The sequence below is a fragment of the Stenotrophomonas sp. GbtcB23 genome (assembly GCF_019091045.1).
Classification (GTDB): Bacteria; Pseudomonadota; Gammaproteobacteria; order Xanthomonadales; family Xanthomonadaceae; genus Stenotrophomonas; species Stenotrophomonas rhizophila_A.
This window is the reverse complement of sequence record NZ_JAGXKC010000058.1, coordinates 1-15,223: the sequence shown is the minus strand read 5'-3', so window position 1 is coordinate 15,223 and position 15,223 is coordinate 1. Positions and strand designations below refer to the sequence as shown.

Here is a 15,223-nt window from a genome sequence, read left to right as displayed (position 1 = left end):
CCTGGTCGGGGTGTCGCGGCAGAACATGCGGAAACTGATGCTGTCCCATCCAGACAGTTTTCCCCTCCCCGTACACGACGGCAGCACCTCGATCTGGCACCTGGCCGATGTCCTGGCCTGGCTGCAGGCACGCGGTGGCTATGCGTTGACCGCGGGCCTTGTGGAGGTTGCCCGCGCAGCGCTCGAAGTGAATGTCGCCAGGGAAGGGATGCGGCTTTCCCGGTTGAATCCTGCCGGAGCGAACTGAGCACCTGCCTGCCTTGACGAATCGTCAAGTGGTGCAGGCCGCGACTTGACGGGCTGCTGGTTCAAGCATGGCCGCGCTTTCCCCAGACTGGTTCACGAAGTCACAGCCACCCGGCTGTCGACGCAGTCGAACCATCAAGGGGAAAACCAGATGATCAGCATTCCTGTTTCAGACACCTTGCACGCCCGCCTGTCCCGCGTTTCGCGGTGGCTGTGCAGCATCGGCTACGCCTTCCTTGCAGTGTTCTTTGCCTGGTCGGCCCTGAGCGGACACCGCCAGGCCGAAGCCATCCTCAAGGATGCGGTGACCGTGCAGGCACCGGTACAGGTCGACCACATCGAGGAAAAGCGCCGCAAGGGGCGGGTGTCCTACCAGTACCACTTCCGCTACGACTTCAGCGTTGATGGCGTTGAGTACACCGGCCACTTCTCCACCTCCGAGGACAACGCCACGCCGTACCTCGGCGAAGCGCCGCAGGTCGACGTGGCTTACGCACGCAGCAACCCCGCGCAGTTCGACCGGCTTGATCGGCTCGAAGGCCAGAAAGGGCTGGGTTCGGTACTGGGCAGGGTGATCGTGGCGCTGGGCATGCTGGCGATCCTGGCCTTCGTGGTGCACCTGCTGGTGACGCGCAAGCTGTTCGTGCGCCAGGCCCCTGCGCTTCCTGCGGTCTGAGCCGGCGGCAGGCAGGGGAGCGCAGGCATGGTTGACAGTCCATACGGTCACGGTAGGGTGTGCGACTCTCTTCCGTTCTGGTCGTTTCCGATGCCTGCCCCTGAGTTCGCGGACCTGCTGTCTCGACACATGCGGCGGATCCGGGCCAGTGCCGGCGGGGTGGCCGCCGAAATCGGCATCAGCCGCGAGGCGGTCAACAACTGGCGGGCCGGCACCTCGCGGCCCAGCCGCCGGCACCGCGACCGGGTTCTGGCCTGCGCCAATTACCTGCGCCTGACCGAAACCGAATGCAATGCATTGCTGCAGTCGGTGGGGTTCGAGCCGGAATTCCCGGTGGAGCCGGTATCGGCACGGGAAGAGCACGCCGATCCCGCCGTTTCAGTGCCGCCCACCGTCAGCCGGTTGTTCGACCGGCTGCAGTTGCTGCGTCCGTATCCGGTGAGCCTGCTGTTGACCCAGGCCCATTGGGGACAGCCCCCGGAGCGCGCGGCGATTCTCGCTGAAGCAGCCACACGCTATGGGCAGGAGCGCGTGCTGCACCTGCAGCCGCCGTTCCGCTCCGGCGAGGGCGACCAGGACTACTTTGCCTTGCTGGCCGCGCAGTGCGGGCTGGACGGCGTTGGCTCGGACGCCAGTTTCGAGATGGCGCTGGCGCGTCGGCTGCAGCAGCCCGGTGCGCTGTTCTGCCTGGTGAGCCGGTTCGAGCAGGGTGAGTCCGGGCCGCGCGACGTGCTGGCCGGCATCCTGCGCAGCCTCAGCGAAATGTACAGCGGCAAGCTGCACCTGCTGATCTGTGGCGGGGCCGCGCTGGCCGACCTGAAGTACCAGGGCGGCGATCTTTCGCTGCTCAACATTGCGGCCAGCGAGAGCTGGCCGGAGCTTGGAATCGAGGATATGCGGCGCAGTGCCCCTGGCATTGGCGATGACACGCTGTCGCGCGCGCTGCGGTTGTCCGGCGGTCATCCGTTGTTGGCGCAGGCGGCGTTGACGTTGCTCGTTGACACTACTGTCGACGATGAGGCGGTCACCGATACGCTGTCCAGCCATCCGCGCCTGTGGGAAGCGCTGGTACCGCTGTTGCGGGATGACGCGGCGCGTGCCGCCGTGCAGGGCTGGCTGGCACAGCCGGTGGTGGCGCCGGCGCGGCCGTACCTGGCCGATCCGCTGCTCCGCCACCTGTACTGGAACAACCTGCTGACCGCGCGCCCGCACCCGCAGGGGCACTGCCTGGAATGGCGCTGCGAGGCGATCCGCCGCGCCGTGCGGCAGGTGATCGATGGCATGCAGGTGCAGACCGCATGAGCAGGCCACCGCGCCGGCAGCCGGTACTGCGCTGGTGGTGGCTGCTGCTGGTGGCCGGCCTGACGTGGTTCGTCGGCAGCTACCTGTTCGTGCCCTGGCTCAACCCGGTGCAGCTGCTGCGCATGCAGCGCGACGGCGAAAGCATGATGCTCATGCAGCGGGCGAACATCGACATGATGTTCCTGCGCGAAGAGGCGTTGTCGTATTGGCTGCAGCATGAAAGCTGGCCGCAGCAGGTGCACGTGCCGGGCGTGCATGATCCGGAAGAAACGCTGGTGGTTGCCGAACTGCCGCAGCCGTTCGTGCTGCGCCTGCGCTTTACCGACCGCTTCCCGGCCAACAGCGGACTGCGCGGTGCGGTGATCGAGCAGACGCTGGAGCCGCGCACCCAGTACTGGCGTTGCCGTCCTGGCGATCCTGCGCCACCGTCGCGCTGGTTGCCGGCCAACTGCCGGGCGCAGGCACCGTGGGGCATCGTGCAGTGGTTGTCGGTGGTGCTGGGGCTGTCGGTGCTGGGCCTGGCTGGGCTTGGCATGCTCTGGTATTGGGTGCGACCGGCGGTGGCCGACATCGTGCGCGAGCCACACCGGCTGCTTGTCCAGCCGTTGCAGGCATTGCCCGCCATCGACCGCCAATTGGGATGGCTGCGGCTCAGAGATCGCGTCCTGGCCGGTGCCGGGATCGCCACGGTGCGCTGGCGCGACGCGCTGCGCCACCTGCAGGCCACGCCAAGCACACGCGCATTGCAGCTGGCCGCGCGCATCGGTGCGATCGATGCGCCGGCAACGGGCTGGGCGCTCACCGGCCTGGTGCGCGAATGGACCCTGCCGGACAAGCTGCCGTTGGCCCTGGAACGGCTGTGGCTGTACCACCCCGATCCGGCGTTGGCGGCCGATGCCATCGTGCAGCAGTTGCGCGCCATGCCCAACGGTCAGGACGTGGTGCTGGTGGTGAGCCCATCGCTGGCGGTCGAGGCCGAACTGGCTGCCTACGCCGAGGATCCGGCCAACCTGTGCGTGTGCCTTGGCCAGGCCGCCCAGACCCGCTGGCTGCTGCAGCCGGGCGCGCTCGACGCGCTGGTCGGGCTGCTGGCCCGGCAGCTCCGGGTGACCCGCATCTCGCCCTACCAGACCCACGGCGGCATCACCCGTCCGGCGGCCTTCTTTGGACGCGAGTCGCTGCTGGCGCGCGTGCTCAACCGCGAGCCCGGCAACTACCTGTTGGTGGGCGGTCGGCAGCTGGGCAAGACAAGTTTGATGAAGGCCATCGAGCGGCGCTTTGTCGGCCACCCGCGCGTGCACTGTGTGTATCTGTCGCTGCGCGATCATCGGCTGACAATGCGGCTGGCGCTGGAACTGGGCCTGGCCGAGGACACCGGGATCGATGCGCTGGTCGCCGAGTTGTCCGCGCGGGCAGCGGGGCGCGGCCTGCTGCTGCTGATCGACGAGACCGACCTGTTCCTGCGCGCGGAAGCGGCACAGGGCTACCCGCAGCTGGCGGCGCTGCGCGCGCTGAGCGAAGAGGGACGCTGCCACTTCATGCTGGCCGGGTTCTGGGACCTGTACGAAGCGGTCACCCTGGATTTTGCCTCGCCGCTGCGCAACTTCGGCGAGGTGATCCATATTGGCGGGCTGGAACAGGACGCCTGCGTGGCCTTGGCGACCGAACCGATGGCGCGCCTGGGCGTGCACTTCGCCAGCCCGGACCTGCCGCAGCGGCTGGTGGCGGCGTGTGGTCGCCGCGCCAACCTGGTCGCCATTGCCTGCCAGCAGCTGCTGGGCCAGCTGGACCGTGGCCAGCGCGTACTGGATGCAACGCAGGTACACGCGGCGCTGGTGAGCGAGCCGATGTTCGATGCATTGGCCGGCTGGGCGCGGCTGAGTCCCGATCCCCTGGCGTGCCGTATCGACCGCATCGTGGTGTACCAGGTCGCCGGTGCGCAGCTGGTCGGCAGCGGCGAGCGTGGCATCACACTGGTGGAACTATTGGCTGCATTCGATGCTGCGGGTGCGCGGGTCGATCCGGAGCAGGTACGCCACGCCCTGGCGCGGTTGCAGCTGGCGTATGTGGTTCGCCGTGACGCCGATGGGTTGCCCTACGTATTTGCGGTGCCGGTGTTCGTTACCCAGTTCCAGCGTGAAGAAGTGCAGGCACTGCTGCAGCGCGAACTGCAGGCGCTGGCGGCGGGCGCGGCGGTATGACTCCTGTATCAAGATAACGAATGAGAAATTACGTCTCTTCGTGACGCATTTCCCTGTGTGCATCGACGCGATTCTGGGATAGTGGTGCGATGTTCGTGCGCCACGGCGGAGTTGATGCTGCATCCACAGGATTTGTCTTCGTCGCAGATCGGCGCCGTGCTGGCCCAGGCCTACGGCCTGCAGGTCAGCCATGTCGTGCAGCGGCCGGCGGGTGCCGATGCGGGCGCCACGGTGTACCAGGTGACCTCCGATGACGGCACGCGCTGGTGGTTGAAGTGCCGCCGCTATGCCGTGGCCGATGCCGTGTGGGAGGTCATGCAGCATTTGCGCTGCGCGCTCGGCTTGGACGAGGTGGTGGCCCCGCAGCCCGCGCTTGATGGTGCCCCGGCCACGTACGCCGAGGGCCTGCAGTGGACGCTGTTTGCCTATGTGGAGGGCGAGTCGGGGTTCGAAGTGGCCCTGTCGCAGGCGCAGTGGCACCGGCTGGGCCAGGTATTGCGCCAGGTGCACGACACCGCGTTGCCGGCCCGGTTGGCATCCGGTCTTGCGCAACCGGGCTTCGACGATGACACGGCGGTGGAGCGGGTGGGGTCGTGGCTGCAGCGCGGTGATGAGCGTTGGCCCATTCCCGATGCCCTGGCGGAGGACTACCGGCGGGTCTGGCGGCAGCGGCAGGCGCGCGTGGCCGAGGTCTGGCAGCACTGCATGGCGCTGCGCGAGCGCCTTGTCGGGCAGCGGTGGTCACGGGGGTTGTGCCATGGCGACCTGCACGCCGGCAACCTGTTGCTGCGCGCCGACGGCGGGCTGCACCTGATCGACTGGGACGACATGGTGCTGGCGCCGCGCGAGCGCGACCTGATGTTCGTCGGCGCAGGCGTGGGCGGTCGCTGGGGACGCGATGATCCGCCGCGGTTCCGCGAGGGCTATGGCGCGGTGGCGTTGGATCCGGTCCGGCTGGCGTACTACCGCCACTGGCGGATCCTGCACGACCTGCAGGAGTTCCACGACCTGCTGCTGGAGCCGGGTGCGGCCTCGCGTCCGCCCAGCCAGCGCCGCCAGGCGTTGCGTTTCATGGAGGAGCAGTTCGCGCCGGGCAACGTGATCGACGCAGCTGCCCGCAGTTGGGCTGCCGTGGCGTAGCGCGGGTGGTCGACCGTGGTTACTCGCCCGGCTTGGCGCCGGCCGTGGCGGCTTCGGATGCCGCGCGCCGCACCAGTACCGCCTCGCGGTGCGCGATGTAGGCATTGGCGGCAAGAATGATGCCCGCCCCGATGACGGTCCAGCGGTCCAGCGTTTCATTGAACAGCAGCCAGCCCAGCAGGCTGACCAGCGGCAGCTGCATGAAGCTGATCGGGGTCAGCGCCGACACTTCGCCCAACCGCAACGCGCGGGTCCATAACAGCTGGCCCAACGTGCCCAGCACGCCGGTAGCGGCCAGCCAGGCCCACGCAACCCCGCTGGGCCAGACCCACCCGAACAGGGCAGGCACCAGCGACAGCGGAACCCAGAACACGTAGGTGTAGAACACCACGGTATCGGCCCCGTCCACGCGGGTCAGCTGCTTGATCTGGATGGCGACCAGCGAACTGAGCACGGCGGCCAGCACCGCCACCAGCACGCCCGGGCTGAAGGTGGCGGCACCGGGGCGAACGATGATCAGGACCCCGATGAAGCCACAGACCACGGCAGCCCAACGGCGCGCGCGTACCTTCTCGCCAAGGAACAGCACGGCTGCGATGGTGACGAACAGGGGCGTGGAGTACGACAGCGAGATCGCCTGCGACATCGGCAGGTGGCCGATGGCCCAGAACGCACAGAGCATCGAGGCCAGCCCGATCAGGCTGCGCACGAAATAGCGGGGCAACTGTGTCGTGCGGAACGGCGAGCTGCCCGGGCGCAACAGGAACGGCAGCAGCGCCAGCAGGCCGAACGCGTTGCGGAAGAACGCCACTTCCTGGGTGGGCACGTAGCGGGTGGCATAGCGGATCGCCACGGCCATCAACCCGAAGGCCAGGGTACTGCCCAGCATCAGCAGCGCCGCACGCATCGGTGTCGGCGCGGGAAGGGCAAGCTGGACGGTCACCACTGTGCGCCGATCAGGCGCGGCTCCGGTTCGATGGGAACGCCGAATTTCTCCAGCACCGAGGCGGAAATGCGCCGCGCCAGCGCGAGCAGTTCGGCACCGGTGGCATTGCCGTGGTTGACCAGCACCAGGGCATGCTGGGGCGCCACGCCGGCATCGCCTTCGCGGAAGCCCTTCCAGCCGCAGGCTTCGATCATCCAGGCGGCCGAGAGCTTGCGTCGGTCGTCCTGGTCGGCCGGGTACACCGGCAGGCCGGGGAAGTGCTGCAGCAGCACCTCCACCTGTTCCAGCGGCAGTACCGGGTTCTTGAAGAAGCTGCCGGCATTGCCCAGCACATCCGGGTCGGGCAGCTTGCGCCGGCGGATGGCGATCACCGCATTGGCCACGTCGGCGGCCACCGGCAGCTCCACGCCCATCGCCTGCATTTCCTCGGCAATGCCTGCATAGCCCAGGCGCAGGGCATGCAACAGGGGCAGGCGCAGTTCGATGGCGCTGATCAGGTAGCGGTCCGCATCGTGCTTGAAGACGCTGTCGCGGTAGCTGAAGGCGCACGCGTCGGCATCCAGCCGCACCCATTCGTTGTTCTGGCGGTCCCACGCTTCCACCGCCTGGATGAACTCATCAACCTGCACCCCATAGGCGCCGATGTTCTGGATCGGGGCCGCACCGGCCGTGCCGGGAATCAGCGCCAGGTTCTCCAGCCCCGACAGGCCGTTCTGCAGCGACCACATCACCAGCCCATGCCAGTTCACGCCGGCGCCGGCACGCACCACGGTGTGGTCGGCGCGGTGTTCCAGCACTTCGATCGAGCGGTTGGCGAATACCAGTACGGTGCCGGGCACGTCGTCGGCGATCAGCACGTTGCTGCCGCTGCCCAGTACCAGCAGGGGGTGGCCGGCGACTTGGGGCAGGGCCAGCACATCGGGCAGCAGGGCCGCGTCGTGCAGCTCCAGCAGCTGTTCGGCAACCGCGTCGACGTGGAAGGTGTTGAGGGCCTTCAGCGAGGCGTTTTCGGTCAGTGACCAGGCAGGCATTGCAGTACTCATAGGGGGGCCACCGCGCCACGGCTCGGTGCTTCGCGGCGTCGGCGGATCGCCTCCACGCAGTCGTGCACCAGCGCCGGGCCGCGGAAGATCAGGCCGCTGTAGCACTGCACCAGCGCGGCACCAGCAGCCATCTTGGCCACGGCATCGGCACCGGACAGGATGCCGCCGACACCGATCAACGGGGTGGATTCGGGCAGGCGCGCGCGCAGGCGGCGCAGCACCAGGGTGGACTGGCCCAGCAGCGGCGCGCCGGACAGGCCGCCGGCTTCGCTGGCATGCCGGTCGGCGGCCACCGAACTGCGGTCAATGGTGGTGTTGGTGGCGATCACTCCGTCCACCTTCAATTCGCCCAGCACGCGCGCTGCGGCATCGATGTCGCGGTCGCTCAGGTCCGGGGCGACCTTGACCAGCATCGGAACGCGCTTGCCATGCTTGGCCGCCAGCGCTTCCTGGCTTTCGCGCAGCTGCGAGACCAGCTGGCGCAGCGCGGTTTCTTCCTGCAGTTCACGCAGGCCGGCGGTGTTGGGCGAAGAGATGTTGACGGTGATGTAATCGGCCAGCGGATACACCTTCTGCAGGCAGTGCTGGTAATCGTCGAACGCCTGCTCGTTGGGAGTGTCCTTGTTCTTGCCGATGTTGATGCCAAGCAGGCCGCTGCGGCGCTGCGCGCGTTCAACATTGCGCACCAGTGCATCCACGCCGAGGTTGTTGAAGCCCATGCGGTTGATGATCGCCTGGTGGGCGGGCAGCCGGAACAGGCGCGGCTTGGGATTGCCTTCCTGCGGACGCGGCGTGATGGTGCCGATCTCCACGAACCCGAAGCCCAGCGCGAACAGCGCGTCGATGTGCTCGCCGTTCTTGTCCAGGCCGGCGCCCAGACCGACCGGGTTGGGGAAGTTCAGCCCGAACACGTTGGTCGGCAACGGGGCCGGGCGGCGTGCCAGCAGCGGCGTGGTGCCGGTACGGTAGGCGAGGTCCAGCGCACTCAGGCCCAGGCCATGGGCGCGTTCGGCGTCCAGGGAAAACAGGAAGGGTCGGGCAAGCGAGTACATGGCGTCCAGTCAGTCCAGCGTGCCGATGAAGGCACGGGTTTGGTATTCAAAAGCGATTTTGCCATCGACCGCGTGCGCATCGAACAGCTGCTGCAGCGCCTCCAGCATGGGGGCGTGGCGCGGGTGGCCCGGCGGCGGGGCATAGGATGACGACAGCAGGCGACCGCGCAGGCCGTCGGCATCCATGTACTGCGCGTTCGGGAACCGGGCGGTGCCGCGCAGGCCCGGGCCGAACCACGCGCGCATGGCATCGTCGTCCTGGTAGCGCTCAGCCACCTGGGTGTAATCGGTGCCGAACTCCAGCAGCAGTTGTTCGTAGCCGACCAGGAACGGCGAGGCATCGAGCAGGCGCGAGTTCCAGAACACCAGCGCAAGGCCCTGCGGGTGCAGGATGCGCTTCCATTCCGTGCGCACCGCATCGGTGTCGAACCAGTGGAAGGCCTGCGCCGCTGCGACCAGGCCGACGCTGTCGTCGGCCAGCGTGGTGGCTTCGGCGGTGCCGTCCACCAGCTTCAGGCGCAGGTACTCGGCGGCCAGCAGCTTCTCGGCCGCCTCGCGCATCGGCGCGTTGGGTTCCACCGCGATCACCGGATGCCCGGTGGCCAGGAACAGGCGTGTGGAGATGCCGGTGCCGGCGCCGATGTCGGCGACCAGGGTTTCGGTGGGCACGCCCATCTCGCCATGCACCCAGTCCAGCAGCGCCGGTGGGTAGTCGGGACGGTAGCGGACGTAATCCGCCACGCGGTTGCTGAAACGTCCGGTTGCGTCCGATCCGCTCATGGGCACCTCACGATTGCAGGGAGACGAACCAGGCCAGCCCGCCGAAGAACAGCACGATGGCCAGCAGCGCCAACAGGCTGCCGATCACCACCACCCAGCCCATGATCAGGCCGGCCAATGCCAGGCCATCGCCTTCCAGTTCCAGCGGGCGGCGGCGGATTTCGGCGCGGGCCATGTGCCCGGTGACGATGGCGACCACGCTGCCCAGGAAGGGAAGGGCGGTCCAGCCGAGGATGCCGGCGATCAGGCTGATCAGGGCCATGGCGCTGGTTTGGCGGGGCGGGAGGCTCATGCGGCTCCTGGGGGAAGGTGGGACAAGGGAATCATAGGGCCAGCGACGGGTTTATCCCATCAGGACCTGGCCGCCATCGACATTCAAGGTATGCCCGGTGATCCAGCGCGCCATCGGCGAGCACAGGAACAGGGCGGCATCGGCGATTTCCTGCGGCTGCCCGAAGCGCCCGAACGGGATCCTGGCCAGGGTGCCGTGGTAGAGGTCGGGGTCCTGCTCGCGCCGGCGTGCCCACAGCCCGTCCTCGAACTCGATTGAGCCCGGGGCAATGGCGTTCACCCGGATCCGGTGCGGGGCCAGCGCCAGCGCCTGCGAGGTGGTGTAGTGCATCAGTGCGGCCTTGGCGGCGCCATACGGGGCGGCCCCGGGGCGCGGCTGCTGGGCGGCGATCGAGGCCAGGTTGAGGATGCAGGCCTCGGCCGACTGCTTCAGCCAGGGCAGGGCGAGGCGGGAGGCACGCACCGCCGACATCAGGTCGACGCCGAGGCTGGCTTCCCAGCCGGCTTCATCGTCGCTCATGCCGTAGCCGGTGGCGTTGTTGATCAGCACATCGATACCGCCGAGGGCATCGGCGGCACTGGCCAGCCAGTGCTCGATATCGGCCAGGCGCGAAAGATCGGCCACCGCGGTGTGCAGCGACAGTCCCTGGGCGGCGGCGTCATCGCGCAGTGCGGCCAGGCCGGGTTCGCCGCGGGCGCACACCGAGACACGGGCACCGGCAGCGGCAAAGGCCAGCGCCATCGCGCGGCCGATGCCTTTGCTGCCACCGGCCACCAGTACGCGGCGGCCGGTGTAATCCAGGCTGGGGCGTTCAACCATCACAGGTCGAACTTGATGCCCTGGGCCAGCGGCAGCGAATCGGAGTAGTTGATGGTGTTGGTCTGGCGGCGCATGTAGACCTTCCATGCATCCGAACCGGACTCACGGCCACCGCCGGTGTCCTTCTCGCCGCCGAAGGCGCCGCCGATTTCCGCACCGGAGGTGCCGATGTTGACGTTGGCGATGCCGCAGTCCGAACCGGCTGCCGACAGGAAACGCTCGGCCACCTTCAGGTTCTGGGTGAAGATCGACGAGGACAGGCCCTGCGGCACGCCGTTCTGCATGTCGATGGCTTCGTCCAGGGTGCTGTACTTCATCACGTACAGGATCGGCGCGAAGGTTTCGTGCTGCACCACTTCGTCGCTGTTCTTCAGCCCGGTGACAATGGCCGGCAGCACGAAGTTGCCGGCGCGGTCGATGCGGGTACCGCCGGTTTCGATGGTGCCGCCGCTGGCCTTGGCCTTTTCGATCGAGGCCAGGAACTGCTGCACGGCGCTGTCGCTGTTGAGCGGGCCCATCAGGTTGGCCGCATCGGTCGGATCGCCGATCTTGCCCTCCACCTGCTTGTACGCCTTGACCAGCGTGGCCAGCACGTTGTCGTAGATGGATTCATGCACGATCAGGCGGCGCGTGGTGGTGCAGCGCTGGCCAGCAGTGCCGACCGCACCGAATACGATGCCCGGGATGGCCAGCTTCAGGTCCGCGCTCTCATCCAGGATGATGGCGTTGTTGCCGCCCAGTTCCAGCAGGCAGCGGCCCAGGCGGTGGGCAACCTTTTCGGCGACCTGGCGGCCGACCTGGGTCGAACCGGTGAAGCTGATCAGCGGCACGCGCCTGTCGGCCACCAGCTTCTGCGACAGCTCGGTGCCGGCGTCGTTGACCAGGAAGAAGATGTCCGGGAAGCCGGCGCCACGCAGCGCTTCGTTGCAGATGCGCATGGACGCGATGGCGGTCAGCGGCGTTTTGTTGGACGGCTTCCACAGGCACACATCACCGCAGATTGCGGCCAGGAACGAGTTCCATGCCCACACGGCGACCGGGAAGTTGAACGCGCTGATGATGCCGACCAGGCCCAGCGGCTGGTACTGCTCGTACATGCGGTGACCGGGGCGCTCGGAATGCATGGTGTAGCCGTACAGCATGCGGCTCTGGCCCACGGCGAAGTCGGCGATGTCGATCATCTCCTGCACTTCGCCGTCGCCTTCCGGCTTGCTCTTGCCCATTTCCAGCGCAACCAGCGAACCCAGCGCATCCTTGTTGGTGCGCAGTGCTTCGCCGCACAGGCGAACGGCTTCGCCACGGCGCGGGGCCGGGGTGGTGCGCCACACCTTGAAGGCTTCCTGGGCACGGGCCACGATGGTTTCGTAGTCGGCGTCGGTGGTGGCGTGCACCTGGGCGATGGCCTCGCCGGTGGTCGGGTTGACCGAGGTGATCACGCCCGCGCTGGTGGCCGACGACCACTCGCCGTTGCCGAGGTAGGTGCCAGCGTTGGTCGCGTCGAGGCCGAGCGCCTTGAGCAGGTCAGAGGACATGCAAACTCCTGTTGCGGATCGAAAAGGGCGCAGCCGCTGGCAGGGTGGGGGGTGCGGCGTGCAGACCCGCCATTCTATCAGGAGCGCCCAGCCGGCATTGCCGCAGCGCCACACGGCGCCGCCCGCCCGGTCGCGGCGGCCGCTAGAATGGACACCATTGTTCGCCCCCCAGGAATCTGAATGAACGTTACCGTTGCAGAAGGCGTGGTCGTCGGGAACCGTCTCCCGTTCGTGCTGTTTGGCGGCCTGAATGTGCTCGAAGACCTCGATTCGACCCTGCACGCGGCCGAACACTTCACCAAGGTCACGGCCAAGCTGGGCATCCCGTACGTGTTCAAGGCTTCGTTCGACAAGGCCAACCGCTCTTCGATCCATTCCTTCCGCGGCGTGGGCCTGGACGAAGGGCTGCGCATCTTCGAGGAAGTGAAGCGCCAGCTCGGCGTGCCGGTGATCACCGACGTGCATGAAGTCGCCCAGGCCGCCCCGGTGGCCGAAGTGGTCGACGTGCTGCAGATTCCGGCGTTCCTGGCCCGCCAGACTGACCTGGTGGTGGCCATCGCCCAGACCGGCCGTGCCGTGAACATCAAGAAGCCGCAGTTCCTCAGCCCCACGCAGATCAAGCACATCGTGTCCAAGATCCGCGAAGCGGGCAACGAGAACATCATCCTGTGCGAACGCGGTTCGCAGTTCGGCTACGACAACCTGGTCGTGGACATGCTCGGCTTCCGCGAAATGATTGAATCCACCGGGGGGCTGCCGGCGATCTTCGACGTCACCCACAGCCTGCAGCGCCGCGATGCCGGCAGCGAGGCCTCCGGTGGCCGCCGCCGCCAGGTGGCCGAACTGGCCCGCTCGGGCATGGCGCTGGGCCTGGCCGGCCTGTTCCTGGAAGCGCACCGCGACCCGGACCATGCCCGTTGCGACGGCCCCAGCGCCCTGCCGCTGAGCGCGCTGGAACCGTTCCTGGCCCAGATCAAGGCCGTGGACGAGCTGGTCAAGGGCTTCGCGGAGCTGGAAATCCGCTGATCCGGGCGTACCCGTGCGGCACCATCGGCCTTGGTCCTGTCGCTGAATACCGGTATCCTTCACCGCTGCATGCACGCAAGGTGCATGCAGCCTGCAGCCAGGCTGCACGCCTGGCCGGCACATGGCCCCGTAGCTCAGCTGGATAGAGCGTCCCCCTCCTAAGGGGAAGGTCGCCCGTTCGAATCGGGCCGGGGTCACCATCACGTCCCGCAGGACGCTGTCTGCACGCTTCCCTCGCTGTCCATTGACGAACCACCTGTCAGGGTTGCTTCGACGCCACCGAAGGAACCCCCATGTCGACCTTGGACAACCGTCTCGAATTTCCGTGGCAACCGGTTGCTCAGGTGCCTGCGCCCGAGCCGTCTCCTGCTGCACCGGAGCCGCCGATGGAAGAGCCGCCTCTGCGCGAGCCGCCGGTCACCGAGCCACCCAGCGAAGCGCCGCCCGAAGGTGATTCTCCACCGGCGGAGCCGCCGCTGGAGGCGCCGGTTCCTTCCCGCCAGGAATGACACGCTTGTTGCTGAGACGCCGCATTCAATGCGGCGTTTTTTGTTGTGGCGAGGATGTGTCGTACGCCGACGTGATGGTGCTGTCGCGGTGCGAACACGTCACGACAACGCGGGCTTTCCATAGCGCAGACATCACTTAACGCCGTATTTTCCAAGGGCTCAAAGGTCACGCCGACTTCATTGCAGTTGCGGAAAAGTGGACTCACCCCGACACGGGTCAACACGAAATTCTTTCAGGAGTAGAAATCAGTGAGCACCGAATCCAAGACCGCGCATACCCTCAACGACATCATCGAGATTGCCCGCGATGGCCAGGACTTCTACACCGAAGCGGCCGACAAGGTGAAAGATGCTGAGCTGTCCGCGCTGTTTACCAAGATTGCTGGCGTCAAGTCGCAGATTGTCACTTCGCTGAGCAGCACGGTTGCCGCCACCGGCGCCAAGCCGGCCGAGCATGGCACCGTGGTGGGCTCCATGCAGCAGTTCTACGGCAAGGTCCGCGCCACGCTGGGCGATACCCAGTACGGCTACGTTGCCGAGCTCGAGGAATCCGAAGACCGCCTGCTGAAGGCGTTCAAGGACACCCTGACCGACAGCGACACCCCGCCGGCCGCCCGCGCGGAAGTCAGCCGCCTGCTGCCGCTGGTCCAGGAAACCCACGACGTGATGCGTAACCGCAAGCACGCCATGAAGCACTAACCGGTCGCGGCGACCCCGGTCGCCCCTCCGTTAAGCAGACGCCCCGGTTCAGCCGGGGCGTCTGCGTATCGGCCGGCAAAGCGACTCCACACACCCGCGTACGGCCCCGTCGGATATGGTGCATACTCGATCATAGTTACCGGCGGAATTGCTCATGGAACACATGCGTTGGCTCACGCTTCGTCTTGGCAATAACCAGTCCATCGGTCCTGGCGTTCTCAAGGACCTGTGGTCCAACGCGTGCGAGACGAACCAGTCGTCGGTAACCCGCGATACGGACGGGCGCTCGACCGCCTATGCGCTGCATGCGCCCACTTCGCTGGCCTACCCGAAGCGGGCCGAGCTGCGCATGCGCGAGCTGCTGGAAAAGGCGGGTTACACCTTCACCATGGGCTCGCTTGCCGATCGCCCGGCACCACAGCCGGTGCGCTTCCGCTGAGCCAGGCTATCTCGCCTGTCGGGCGAGGGGCAGTACCCGGCGCATGATGCGCACCGGCACGCCTGTGCGATGTGTCTGCCGCTCCAGTGGCTCCCAGCCCAGCTGCGCATACAGGCCACCATCATCGTGCTCGGTCTGCAGGAACACTTCGCGCACGCCGTAGCCCTGCGCTTTCTGCATCAGTGCCGCGATCAGGTCGCTGGCGAGCGCATGGCCACGATGCGACGGGCACACGTAAACGCCACCCAGCCAGTGCAGCCGTTCGGGGCGTTCAGTGCGTTCATGGAATTTGAGCTGCGCGGCAGCAACGGGCACCTCGTTGTCCGTTGCCATCAGCAGCATGGGGAGCTCGTTGTCGTGCAGGAACACTTCCAGCCGCTGCTGTTCGTCTTCCAGCGTCCAACCGGGCACGCGGTGGCCCCAGGTGTCGAAGTACCAGCGTGCAACAACGGGCAACAGGTGCGGTGCATGGCACAGGGTCAGAAACGGCATCGGGTACTCCCTGTACGGCGCGACGGTAC

16 protein-coding genes, 1 tRNA gene and 1 pseudogene are annotated in these 15,223 nt (G+C 67.2%); 10 read left to right on the top strand and 8 right to left on the bottom strand.

Translation table 11 applies throughout. The features are described from left to right. From KVS69_RS16630 to KVS69_RS16610, 5 genes and pseudogenes are all read left to right on the top strand, one after another. A pseudogene (locus KVS69_RS16630) lies at positions 1 to 247 on the top strand (DNA-binding protein); the annotation flags it as partial. Between the two features lie 150 nt (positions 248 to 397). Beyond that, on the top strand, positions 398 to 922 hold the full coding sequence (locus tag KVS69_RS16625; RefSeq protein WP_217539016.1) for a DUF3592 domain-containing protein: 525 nt from the start codon (positions 398 to 400) through the stop codon (positions 920 to 922). A gap of 90 nt (positions 923 to 1,012) precedes the next feature. Further along, positions 1,013 to 2,224, top strand: a complete 1,212-nt coding sequence (locus KVS69_RS16620; RefSeq protein WP_217539014.1) for a helix-turn-helix transcriptional regulator — start codon at positions 1,013 to 1,015, stop codon at positions 2,222 to 2,224. Beyond that, the gene (locus KVS69_RS16615; RefSeq protein ID WP_217539013.1) at positions 2,221 to 4,425 is read left to right on the top strand and encodes an ATP-binding protein; all 2,205 of its coding nucleotides are present in this window, start codon (positions 2,221 to 2,223) and stop codon (positions 4,423 to 4,425) included. Before KVS69_RS16620 ends, KVS69_RS16615 begins: the two co-directional genes overlap by 4 nt. Positions 4,426 to 4,539: 114 nt before the next feature. Further along, on the top strand, positions 4,540 to 5,565 hold the full coding sequence (locus tag KVS69_RS16610) for an aminoglycoside phosphotransferase family protein (RefSeq protein ID WP_217539012.1): 1,026 nt from the start codon (positions 4,540 to 4,542) through the stop codon (positions 5,563 to 5,565). Positions 5,566 to 5,584: 19 nt separating this feature from the next. On the opposite strand, the gene KVS69_RS16605 is transcribed toward KVS69_RS16610, so the two are convergent. The 7 genes from KVS69_RS16605 to KVS69_RS16575 are packed head-to-tail and all read right to left on the bottom strand — an operon-like array spanning position 5,585 to position 12,029. Then, positions 5,585 to 6,472 carry a DMT family transporter gene (locus KVS69_RS16605; RefSeq protein WP_068851364.1) on the bottom strand — a complete coding sequence of 296 codons (888 nt, stop codon included), beginning with the start codon at positions 6,470 to 6,472 and terminating at the stop codon, positions 5,585 to 5,587. 32 nt (positions 6,473 to 6,504) lie between these two features. Next, positions 6,505 to 7,554, bottom strand: coding sequence for a UDP-N-acetylmuramate dehydrogenase (gene murB, locus KVS69_RS16600; RefSeq protein WP_093534443.1), 1,050 nt, complete (start codon positions 7,552 to 7,554; stop codon positions 6,505 to 6,507). Beyond that, entirely contained in the window at positions 7,551 to 8,606 is a 1,056-nt protein-coding gene (locus tag KVS69_RS16595) for a quinone-dependent dihydroorotate dehydrogenase (protein WP_093534445.1), read from the bottom strand. The genes murB and KVS69_RS16595 overlap by 4 nt, the downstream gene beginning before the upstream one ends. Before the next feature lie 9 nt (positions 8,607 to 8,615). Further along, a complete protein-coding gene (locus KVS69_RS16590; protein WP_068851373.1) occupies positions 8,616 to 9,386 on the bottom strand; it encodes a class I SAM-dependent methyltransferase in 771 nt (256 codons plus the stop codon). Positions 9,387 to 9,393: 7 nt separating this feature from the next. After that, positions 9,394 to 9,678, bottom strand: coding sequence for a DUF4190 domain-containing protein (locus KVS69_RS16585; protein ID WP_068851376.1), 285 nt, complete (start codon positions 9,676 to 9,678; stop codon positions 9,394 to 9,396). Positions 9,679 to 9,729: 51 nt separating this feature from the next. Beyond that, positions 9,730 to 10,497 (bottom strand): SDR family oxidoreductase, encoded by a 768-nt coding sequence (locus KVS69_RS16580; protein WP_217539008.1) that lies wholly within the window; start codon positions 10,495 to 10,497, stop codon positions 9,730 to 9,732. After that, positions 10,497 to 12,029 carry an aldehyde dehydrogenase family protein gene (locus KVS69_RS16575; RefSeq protein ID WP_217539007.1) on the bottom strand — a complete coding sequence of 511 codons (1,533 nt, stop codon included), beginning with the start codon at positions 12,027 to 12,029 and terminating at the stop codon, positions 10,497 to 10,499. The genes KVS69_RS16580 and KVS69_RS16575 overlap by 1 nt, the downstream gene beginning before the upstream one ends. A 180-nt stretch (positions 12,030 to 12,209) precedes the next feature. Here KVS69_RS16575 and kdsA point away from each other — a divergent pair, with 180 nt between their 5' ends. The 5 genes from kdsA (at position 12,210) to KVS69_RS16555 (ending at position 14,702) form a co-directional block, all read left to right on the top strand. Beyond that, entirely contained in the window at positions 12,210 to 13,055 is an 846-nt protein-coding gene (gene kdsA / locus KVS69_RS16570; RefSeq protein WP_093534453.1) for a 3-deoxy-8-phosphooctulonate synthase, read from the top strand. Positions 13,056 to 13,178: 123 nt separating this feature from the next. Continuing rightward, positions 13,179 to 13,255 (top strand) — tRNA-Arg (locus KVS69_RS16565). Positions 13,256 to 13,441: 186 nt separating this feature from the next. Next, on the top strand, positions 13,442 to 13,564 hold the full coding sequence (locus KVS69_RS21285; RefSeq protein WP_302675377.1) for a hypothetical protein: 123 nt from the start codon (positions 13,442 to 13,444) through the stop codon (positions 13,562 to 13,564). Positions 13,565 to 13,813: 249 nt separating this feature from the next. Beyond that, a complete protein-coding gene (locus tag KVS69_RS16560) occupies positions 13,814 to 14,263 on the top strand; it encodes a PA2169 family four-helix-bundle protein (RefSeq protein WP_093534455.1) in 450 nt (149 codons plus the stop codon). Positions 14,264 to 14,417: 154 nt separating this feature from the next. Continuing rightward, a complete protein-coding gene (locus KVS69_RS16555) occupies positions 14,418 to 14,702 on the top strand; it encodes a hypothetical protein (RefSeq protein WP_068851393.1) in 285 nt (94 codons plus the stop codon). 6 nt (positions 14,703 to 14,708) lie between these two features. Here KVS69_RS16555 and KVS69_RS16550 read toward each other — a convergent pair. After that, on the bottom strand, positions 14,709 to 15,223 hold a 515-nt coding region (locus tag KVS69_RS16550; protein WP_345776821.1), incomplete at its 5' end, for a GNAT family N-acetyltransferase.

Bases quoted from the DNA above. Each gene is read 5' to 3' on its own strand.
- KVS69_RS16625 (WP_217539016.1), top strand. From the start codon at position 398: ATGATCAGCATTCCTGTTTCAGACACCTTGCACGCCCGCCTGTCCCGC.
- KVS69_RS16620 (WP_217539014.1), top strand. From the start codon at position 1,013: ATGCCTGCCCCTGAGTTCGCGGACCTGCTGTCTCGACACATGCGGCGG.
- KVS69_RS16615 (WP_217539013.1), top strand. From the start codon at position 2,221: ATGAGCAGGCCACCGCGCCGGCAGCCGGTACTGCGCTGGTGGTGGCTG.
- KVS69_RS16610 (WP_217539012.1), top strand. From the start codon at position 4,540: ATGCTGCATCCACAGGATTTGTCTTCGTCGCAGATCGGCGCCGTGCTG.
- KVS69_RS16605 (WP_068851364.1), bottom strand. From the start codon at position 6,472: ATGCGTGCGGCGCTGCTGATGCTGGGCAGTACCCTGGCCTTCGGGTTG.
- murB (WP_093534443.1), bottom strand. From the start codon at position 7,554: ATGAGTACTGCAATGCCTGCCTGGTCACTGACCGAAAACGCCTCGCTG.
- KVS69_RS16595 (WP_093534445.1), bottom strand. From the start codon at position 8,606: ATGTACTCGCTTGCCCGACCCTTCCTGTTTTCCCTGGACGCCGAACGC.
- KVS69_RS16590 (WP_068851373.1), bottom strand. From the start codon at position 9,386: ATGAGCGGATCGGACGCAACCGGACGTTTCAGCAACCGCGTGGCGGAT.
- KVS69_RS16585 (WP_068851376.1), bottom strand. From the start codon at position 9,678: ATGAGCCTCCCGCCCCGCCAAACCAGCGCCATGGCCCTGATCAGCCTG.
- KVS69_RS16580 (WP_217539008.1), bottom strand. From the start codon at position 10,497: ATGGTTGAACGCCCCAGCCTGGATTACACCGGCCGCCGCGTACTGGTG.
- KVS69_RS16575 (WP_217539007.1), bottom strand. From the start codon at position 12,029: ATGTCCTCTGACCTGCTCAAGGCGCTCGGCCTCGACGCGACCAACGCT.
- kdsA (WP_093534453.1), top strand. From the start codon at position 12,210: ATGAACGTTACCGTTGCAGAAGGCGTGGTCGTCGGGAACCGTCTCCCG.
- KVS69_RS21285 (WP_302675377.1), top strand. From the start codon at position 13,442: ATGGAAGAGCCGCCTCTGCGCGAGCCGCCGGTCACCGAGCCACCCAGC.
- KVS69_RS16555 (WP_068851393.1), top strand. From the start codon at position 14,418: ATGGAACACATGCGTTGGCTCACGCTTCGTCTTGGCAATAACCAGTCC.